At 62.5% G+C, this 8148-nt stretch carries 9 protein-coding genes; all 9 read right to left on the reverse strand.

The window, feature by feature from the left end; all coding sequences use genetic code 11:
- Window positions 1-1202: DEAD/DEAH box helicase (locus QMC81_11200; GenBank protein MDI6908035.1), on the reverse strand; the 1202-nt coding region annotated here is incomplete at its 3' end.
- A 105-nt stretch (window positions 1203-1307) separates the two neighbouring features.
- Window positions 1308-2375: a glycosyl hydrolase family 18 protein gene (locus QMC81_11205; protein MDI6908036.1), complete on the reverse strand. Its 1068-nt coding sequence runs from the start codon at window positions 2373-2375 to the stop codon at window positions 1308-1310.
- 134 nt (window positions 2376-2509) lie between these two features.
- Window positions 2510-3727, reverse strand: a complete 1218-nt coding sequence (locus tag QMC81_11210) for a hypothetical protein (protein ID MDI6908037.1) — start codon at window positions 3725-3727, stop codon at window positions 2510-2512.
- Window positions 3728-3884: 157 nt separating this feature from the next.
- A complete protein-coding gene (locus QMC81_11215; GenBank protein ID MDI6908038.1) occupies window positions 3885-4289 on the reverse strand; it encodes a hypothetical protein in 405 nt (134 codons plus the stop codon).
- 102 nt (window positions 4290-4391) lie between these two features.
- Window positions 4392-4871: a 2-amino-4-hydroxy-6-hydroxymethyldihydropteridine diphosphokinase gene (folK, locus tag QMC81_11220; GenBank protein ID MDI6908039.1), complete on the reverse strand. Its 480-nt coding sequence runs from the start codon at window positions 4869-4871 to the stop codon at window positions 4392-4394.
- 3 nt (window positions 4872-4874) lie between these two features.
- Complete coding sequence (folB, locus tag QMC81_11225) at window positions 4875-5252, reverse strand: dihydroneopterin aldolase (protein ID MDI6908040.1); 378 nt, start codon at window positions 5250-5252, stop codon at window positions 4875-4877.
- Window positions 5245-6072, reverse strand: coding sequence for a dihydropteroate synthase (gene folP, locus QMC81_11230; GenBank protein ID MDI6908041.1), 828 nt, complete (start codon window positions 6070-6072; stop codon window positions 5245-5247). Before folP ends, folB begins: the two co-directional genes overlap by 8 nt.
- Window positions 6073-6534: 462 nt before the next feature.
- Complete coding sequence (locus QMC81_11235) at window positions 6535-7299, reverse strand: DUF3307 domain-containing protein (GenBank protein ID MDI6908042.1); 765 nt, start codon at window positions 7297-7299, stop codon at window positions 6535-6537.
- Window positions 7296-7976, reverse strand: coding sequence for a SatD family protein (locus QMC81_11240; GenBank protein MDI6908043.1), 681 nt, complete (start codon window positions 7974-7976; stop codon window positions 7296-7298). The genes QMC81_11235 and QMC81_11240 overlap by 4 nt, the downstream gene beginning before the upstream one ends.
- Window positions 7977-8148: the final 172 nt, after the last annotated feature.

Below are 8148 nucleotides of genomic sequence, written 5' to 3' on the forward strand. Positions count from 1 at the left end.
GCCAGGGAACGGTATTCCCCCGCCGGCTCCTCCAGCGCCGCGGTCACCCGGGAAGCCAGCAGCTGCTGCCGCCTCTCGATGGCCTCGGCCAGGGTGGGCAGGGCGCGGCGCCTGATGCGCTTGCCGATGGTGCGTTCGATGAAACGCAGCTGGCGGACCTCCCGCGGCGTCACCAGGGTAATGGCGACGCCCTCCCGACCCGCGCGCCCCGTACGGCCGATCCGGTTGACGTAGCTGTCCGGGTCCTGGGGGATGTCGAAGTTGATCACGTGGGTCACGTGGCTGATGTCCAGGCCCCGCGCCGCCACGTCGCTGGCCACCAGCAGCTCGACGCTCCCGGCCCGGAAGCGCGCCATGACGCTGTCCCGTTCCCGTTGGGAGAGGTCGCCATGGATGACCTCGGCGGCGTAGCCGCGGACGCGCAGGTTTTCCACCAGGTCGTCCGCGCCCCGTTTGGTACGGCAGAAGATCATTGCACTGGCCGGGTTTTCGATATCCAGGATCCGGCAGAGGGTCTCGACCTTCTGCTTCGGGTTGACCTCGTAATACCGCTGTTCAATAAGGGGCGCGGTGATCTCCAAACCGCGGATCGCCGCCTCGGCGGGCTCGTGCAGGAAACTCCGCGCCAGCTCGGCAATGGGCGGCGCCATCGTCGCCGAGAAGAGCATGGTCTGCCGCTGGGCCGGGCAGCGGGCGAGGATGTCCTCGATGTCCTCTCTGAACCCCATGTCCAGCATCTCATCCGCCTCGTCAAGGACGGCGAAACGGACCGTGTCCAGCGAGAGTGTCCCGCGGCGGAGATGGTCCAGTACCCTCCCCGGGGTGCCGACCACCACTTCCGGCTGGGCGCGCAGCGCCCGGACCTGGTGGTCGATCGACTGGCCGCCGTAGACCGGCAGGGCCCGTGTCTTCAGGTGGCGGCCGAAATTCGTGAGGTCCATGGCGACCTGGACGGCCAGTTCCCGGGTGGGGCAGAGGATGAGGACCTGCAGGCCCCCGCCGGGAACAATCCCGTTGAGGATCGGCAAGCCGAAGGCCGCCGTTTTCCCCGTCCCCGTCTGGGCCTGTCCCAGGACGTCCCGCCCGGTGAGGGCGAGGGGAATCGCCTTCTCCTGGATGGGCGTCGGCCGCTCAAAGCCCATGTCGGCCACCGCCGAGACCAACTCGGGCTTCAGCCCGAGTTCTTCGAATGTGCTTGCCATCGTTCGCTCCTTATTCAACTCTGAAATTCCGTCATCATCACTTCTAGTATTCCGCCGTCAGCCTAGTGTAACACGTTTGGCATCCCTTTTCCAGTACAGCGGCATTCACAGCCTTATGTCCCAGCCGGTGGCCGGGTCGCGGCGCGGATCGAACAGGCCGTCAAGAACGGACCAGTTATCCGGGAACTCGTTGCCCAGGACCCAGTAACTCACGCCGGCCAGGCCGAATTCGCGCACCAGGGCGTACTTCGCGGCTACGCTCCACCCGTCCTCGAACCAGACCATGTGCGTAAAACCCCATTCGTCCGTGTAGTAGAAGTATGGGGAGGCCGCCCGCTGGTCCCACAGGATGCGGGCGCCGTAACGCGCCGCAAGTTTCTTCGCGCGGGCGTTGTCCAGCCCGCGGGCGGTGTTCCACGGTGTGTCGGGCAACTGCCAGTCATAGCCGTAGAGGGGGACGCCCATCAGGACCTTTTCCGGCGGCACGAACCGCGTAACGTAGGCCAGCACCTCGCGGACCTTGTCCAGCGGGGCGATCGGCATCGGCGGCCCGCCGATCCAGCCCCATTCATAGGTCATGACGATCATCCGGTCCACCAGCCGGCCCAGGGCGGCGTAGTCCACGAACCCGACCCAGGACTCCCCGGGCCGGTCGCTGGCCTTCGGCGCCACGGCGATCGAAAGGGGGTGGCCGGACGGCCGGACGGCCGCCGCCACCTCGGCGATAAAGGCCGTATAGGCGTACCGGTCCGCCGGAGGCAGGTTCTCGAAGTCGATGTTCAGGCCGTAGAAGCCCTTCTCGTCCAGCGTCCGCTGGATGTTCCCGATCAGCCGCGCGCGCTTCTCCGGGTCGGTTACCAGGGCATGTCCCAGGGCGGTATTGAAGTTGCCGCCGTCAAAATTGGTGACCACCATCTGGGGCCAGACGCCGCGCTTCCAGGCGGCGTCCACGATCTCCTCCGCGCCGGGAGGGGCGATCAGTTCGCCGTCCGGCCCCGCGCGGTAGCTGAAGACGCTGACCCATGTGAGATGGTCCGCCGCTTCGGCCAGGTACTTGTCCGTCCCCGTTCCCGGCAGGATATAGGCGTTAACCTCAATGACGCGTTGAGGTGTTGTCGCCCCCTCGGCGCTGCCGTACGGAGCGGCCAGGGCCGGTCCCAGTGGGAACAGCATCGTCAGGGCAAAGAGTGCAAGAAGAAACCACGTCGCCTTTTTGATCGCCAGACACCACTCTTTCCAGGAATGATCGGCATACGCAACGTGGTTCCTAATTCTTCAATGGACCGGGACAGCCCTTTATGCAAATCCTACAGGTTCAGCCGCGGATTGCTTGGGCTGCCAGACCTGCTCCATGCAGCCATGTTTAAGGACGCCGTCTGAGGGGAGACCGGCTCCCCTTGCCCGGCCGGGCCGGGTTCGCCCAAAAGCTCCCGGAACACGGGCGGGAGTTGCGCCGGGTCAAACTCGGCCATAAACTCCATCGGGGTCACCGTGTCGGCGGCTGTGAAGGCGGGGAAGGCCAGCGGACCCAGGCTGTTGATATCGTTAAAGTCCATCGAGGCCCGGAGCGTGGCGTTGAATACCCCTTTCTCCAGCGGGTCACCGGTGACCTCGTCCCCGCGCAGGCTGAAGTGCATCGCGGTCTCCATCCGGCGGATGTTGTTTGACCGGTCAACGAAGAAATCAAACAACAGGCCGCGTTCCCCGACAACCTGGACCCTGGAGGCCTCCAGGCGGGCTTCAGTCAGGTCGGCGAGCATCTGCTCTTTTGCCGCCGCCCATTCCTCCCGCATCCGGGCCTCATCCTGCGGCGTGAGCGCCGGACCGCCGGCCGCCCCGGGCATCTCGGCGAAACGCAGAACGGTGATTACGAGGTCCGGAAAGCGTTCCGAAAGAATGAGCCGCTCAGTGGCGTCGAAGAAGAACTTTTTGGCCTGGGCGTCGTTCATCCGCACCTGAAGGTGGGTGGCCCGGACCGCCCCCGCCGGGGTGGTTAACGTTTTCTCCCCAAGGTCGGCCACCGTCACCGGGCTTTCCAGGCCCGGAATATACCCGCCGAGGAACTCCCGCACGGCGGGTGTCAATGCCTTGGCCATCTCGTCCTGAAACTGCTTGATCTCGGGGGTCATTACAAAGGAGCCGAGGTCCACGTAGCGCGGGGCAAACGGGTCACGGAACCAGACGCCGTCCGGGCTGCTGTAAAACGTCGTTTGCAGGGTCTGGCCCTGAACACTCAAGGTGTAGGCTGCGCTCTGCTCCCGCCGGGGCACGTTCGCCCGGGTGGTGACGGTCAGGCGGCTGGCATTGATGAGGTCGATAATCCGGCGTTCGTCCGGTTCCAGTAGGATGTTTACCGGCTCAAGCTGGACCTGGATTTGTGCCGCTGCGGTGTAGGAATCCGTGTTGACCCCCTGGACGAAGGCCCGGGCCAGGGTCATCTCCGGTCCCTGGCGGCAACCCGCCGACAGGATCCCCGCGAGAAGCACGAAGACCAGGGACAGGCAATAAAACGCCCTCGCTTTCACCGCCGCTCACTCCTCTCCTTTTATGGTCATTATACATTGCGGAATGCGACGCCCAAGAGGGACCATTGTCCCGTTTTCAATTCCTACGGTCCCAAAACGGCACAAAAAAGCGGGGAGCGCAACGGCTTCCCGCTTCCGATCCGGGCAGGTTGTCGTGTTATTCACCGGCGACCTTCTTGGACTGCCGGACGTACCTGACGAGCAGTTCGGCGAAAATGAGGACCGCCTCGTTATCGAGGGGAATGGTGACCGCCTGCTCTTTCCGCTCGTCAAAGATGGAAAACAGAACCCCCGCGTCGGTGCTGCGCAACTCAATGCTGTAGCCGCCTGATGCCTGGTGGATATAGCCGCCGATCAGGGCCCCTCCCATGGCGCAGCTCAGAAGCCTCTTGGCCAGGGCCAGCGCGCTGTCCATCCCGAAGGAGACGCTGGTTTTCTCGTCCGTCTGGGGGTTGTAGACAAACGTGAAGAGTTCGTTGCCCACGGCGTCAAAATTGATAATAAAGCCGTTCTTTAGGGTGACCTCGATCTGGTCCTCGTGGCCGTAATTAATCTTGTGCAACCCGTTCCCTCCTTCCACCTTCCATTAACACTAATGTAACGGTAAACGCACAATATCGCAAGATATGTAGAGTAAAATGGCGTGAAAACACCAGAGTTGTCACTACGGCGCTATAACAATGCCGGTGTCTTTTTCCCGTTCCCGCGCCAGATCGCGCACCGCCCGGTCGCTCAAGATGCGGTCGGGAATCAGTTCGGCGAGAGGGACGAGGACGAATGCCCGTTCCGCCATGCGGGGGTGGGGAACGGTCAGCGCGGGGTTATCGAGTGTGAGGTCATCGTAAAGGAGCAGGTCGAGGTCGATGGTCCGCGGCCCCCAGCGGACGGTACGGACGCGGCCGAGTTCATCCTCGATGCGCTGCATAACGGCCAGAAGGTCCGCGGGGGCCAGGGCGGTCTCCACCTCGGCCACCGTGTTCAGGAAGTCGGGCTGCGCGGTATAGCCCACGGGGGCCGTCTCATAGATGGAGGCCACGCGGCTTACACGGACACCCGGAGCAGCGTCAAGCAAGGCCAGAGCGCGGTCCAGGTTCGCCCGGCGGTCGCCCAGGTTGGTCCCCAGGCCGATATAAGCCAGGGCCACCTCTTATTCTCCCTCCCCGCCCCGGCGTTCCCGGACGATTTCGACGCTCGCCGCGGCCAGCGGCCCGGGGATCGGCGGCCGCGGTTTTGTGACACGGACCCGCACGCGCTGCACCGGCGCGAACCCGTCCAGGACCAGGCGCGCCACGTCCTCGGCCACGGCCTCCAGGAGCCTCCGGCGGCGGCCCGTGGCGGCCTCGCGCACCAGGGTGTAGACCGCCGCGTAGTCGACGGTCCGGGAGAGGTCGTCCTCCCTGCCGGCGGGGCCCAGGTCGAGCGCCATCTCCACGTCCACCGTCAACGGCTGGCCGAGGGCCTGCTCCGCCTCATCCACGCCATGGTAGGTGTAGAACTGCATGCCCTCGAGGATAATACTATCCATTCTCCTCATCCCACCCCCGCGCGATGGCGTCGGCCATCCGCGCTACGCGCACCATCTCCTTGACGTCGTGGACCCGGACGATGTCGGCGCCGTACGCGACACCGACGGCCACCGCGGCCGCCGTGCCCTCGACGCGGTCCTCCACCGGCAGGCCGAGCACCTTGCCGATTACCGACTTGCGCGAGGGGCCGATGAGGATCGGCAGGCCCAGACCCCGGAGCGCCGCCAGGTTGCGCAGGACCTCCAGGTTCTGCTCCGGCGTCTTGCCGAACCCGAGCCCCGGATCGACGATAATCTTCTCCCGCGGCAGACCGGCCGCCTCGGCGCGGGCGACCCGGCCGTCCAGGAACGAAACGATGTCCCCCATTATATCCGGGGATTTCCTGACATCCTTGTAGTGCATGAGGATCACCGGCGCGCCCGCCGCCGCCGCCGTTTCCGCCATCCGGGGGTCCTCCAGCCCGCTCTGGTCGTTGACGATGTGCGCTCCCGCTTCGAGCGCCCGCGCGGCGACCTCGGGTTTCCTGGTGTCGATGGAGATGGGAACCTTGACCTCTCCCGCCAGGCGCTTCAGGACCGGTACCACCCGGGCCAGTTCCTCTTCCAGGCCCACCGGCTCGTGCCCGGGACGGGTCGACTCCCCGCCCAGGTCGATGATGTCCGCCCCCTGGCTCACTATCGCCCGCGCGCGTTCCAGGGCCGCCTCCGGGTCCAGGTAGCGCCCGCCGTCCGAGAAGGAGTCGGGCGTAGCGTTCAGGATGCCCATCACCAGGGTGCGCTCGCCGATGGTCAACCGCCGGCCCCTGCAGTCCAGCTTCAACGCCGGCCGGACCTCCAGGTGGTAGAGCACGCGGTTCAGCTCGTCGGCCAGAGCGGGCAGGCCGAAAGGCTGCTGTTTCAGTTTGCGCACCAGGGACGCCAGCTGCCCGAGGGTGCCCATCAGCAGCACGTCGGTCGTCTCGACCGACCAGTCGATCACCCCCCGCGCCACGGCGGCTTCGCCCCCGCGGGCCAGCATCTCCTGCTTGATGACCTGGGCCTGCTTCGGCGAAAGACCGCGGATCCTGATGACCCGGTACACAGCCTTGGGGGCCATGATCAGGCAGCCCTTCTCGTCGGCGCCGACGGCCTCGATCTCCCGGTAGGCCTCCTCGGTGTCCCGCACCGGCACGGGGCGGATCTGAAAACGCATCCGTTTCAAACTCCCTTCGGCAAACGGTTGTCCCCTCTATCATCTCACCACACGGGCGGAAAGTTCAGTTTATGCATCTATGAGGTCCAGTCAACGGGAGGCGCGGAGAGCCAGACCGCCGATAAAGGCAAGAACCGTACTGATTAACGTACCGACCAGGTAATATTCAGCGAAGTCTCGTTGATTGAGTTGCCGGAACCTGGCGATGGACTTAGCCGTTAGGACCATCGCAACGGCCGTGACATTGTCAGAAGCTATGAGAACCAGTATGATCGCTCTTTCCAGGATTCCGATCCATTTGCCAATGTTAGGTGATGCATTGTCTTTTGAGAGGTCGGACATACAGTTCAAGAAAAGCCTGTTAAGAACTGCCCCGCCAAACAAGACGTAAACAAATATGATGGAAACAATAACCGTTTTATCCCAATACCTGTTAAACAGATCTGACAAGTTGATACCGGGAAAGCAGGTTAAGTAAAGCGCCAGAACTGTCTCGTCCGGTTTAACGGTAAACCCGGATGTAAATAGAAATGACAAGAGAAACAAGGCATAGAGGTGAATAAGCTGGTCCAAAACAAAGGCGATGATGTGGGAGCTTTTGCGCCGAATTCTTTTGGTAACAAGGCTTTTCAGGTAATCAATTAAGAGGTGAACCGAGGCTGCTGCAGTGGAAAAGCTAAGCGCCAGCTTTATGCCGTATAGGTGGGTGAGGACGAAAGTGCATAGGAAGAGCGCCAGCCCGTGTTCCAAGAAGGCCCGCCACTTTATTGCCGCCTTCATTTTCACCAGCCGATCCGTTTGCAGTACGAAATCGGCCAGTACTTGAGCAAGGATACCCATCCACAGGAGGGTCACTGTTGTGTGCCCCCCGCATTCACCTTTCGCAAGGTGAAATCAGTGTTTTCACCCTCTCCAAGGTGAAAACGGGACACGTATATTTCCAGCTTCCCAAGGGTTTTTTCGGCTTCTCTCAACTGATGCCAGTCTGCCGAGCGGCAACGTTTCTGGACGTTCTGGAAGGTAATATTGAGACGCCTTGCGGCTCCTTCGTAGGTCTTGCTTTCCTCATAAGCTTGAACCGCTTCCCATTGCTTGTCGGTCCATTTCACCTGCCTGATATCGATCAAGCCCCAGACGCAATTGAGGATCTCGTCCAGTTCCCGGTGGCCGGTTTTGATTACGGTTGAGGGATGTCGTTCCTTTTGCGCGGCTTCCAGAGCCAGCCTCGCAAGGTGGAAGGCCGGGCCGTTCATGTTCCAGGGGTTGGCCTCCAGGGACCCTTCCTGCAAGCCGATACCGATTCCGATCCGCAGTTTCAGGGGGCGGCACGCAAACCTCAAATGTCGAACTATTTCAGGAGCCTGGAGCCACCCCTCCAATACCCCCTGGATTTCATCGCCCCGTGATAACGAAAACGCGCTCACCAACTTGGGATGCTGCAGACTCGCTAATCGTTCCTTCAATTCGGGTTCATAGTTCCCGGCCTTCCGGGAGCCGATGATATCCGCTGTGACTACAGTGACCTTGAGCACAATCTCACCATCCTTACGGTGACTCTTTCCAGGACCTAGGTTGACGACTTTTCGTGACCGAAAATGACGGTTTTCTAGTGGCCAAAAGTGCAGGTTTTTAAGTGGCCATCGACACAATCATCACAAGGCAGCGAGGCGTGTAAAGGTAGGGATACCTATTGGGCCTCCCACT

The organism is Thermoanaerobacterales bacterium, assembly GCA_030019475.1.
Classification (GTDB): domain Bacteria; phylum Bacillota; class Desulfotomaculia; order Desulfotomaculales; family JASEER01; genus JASEER01.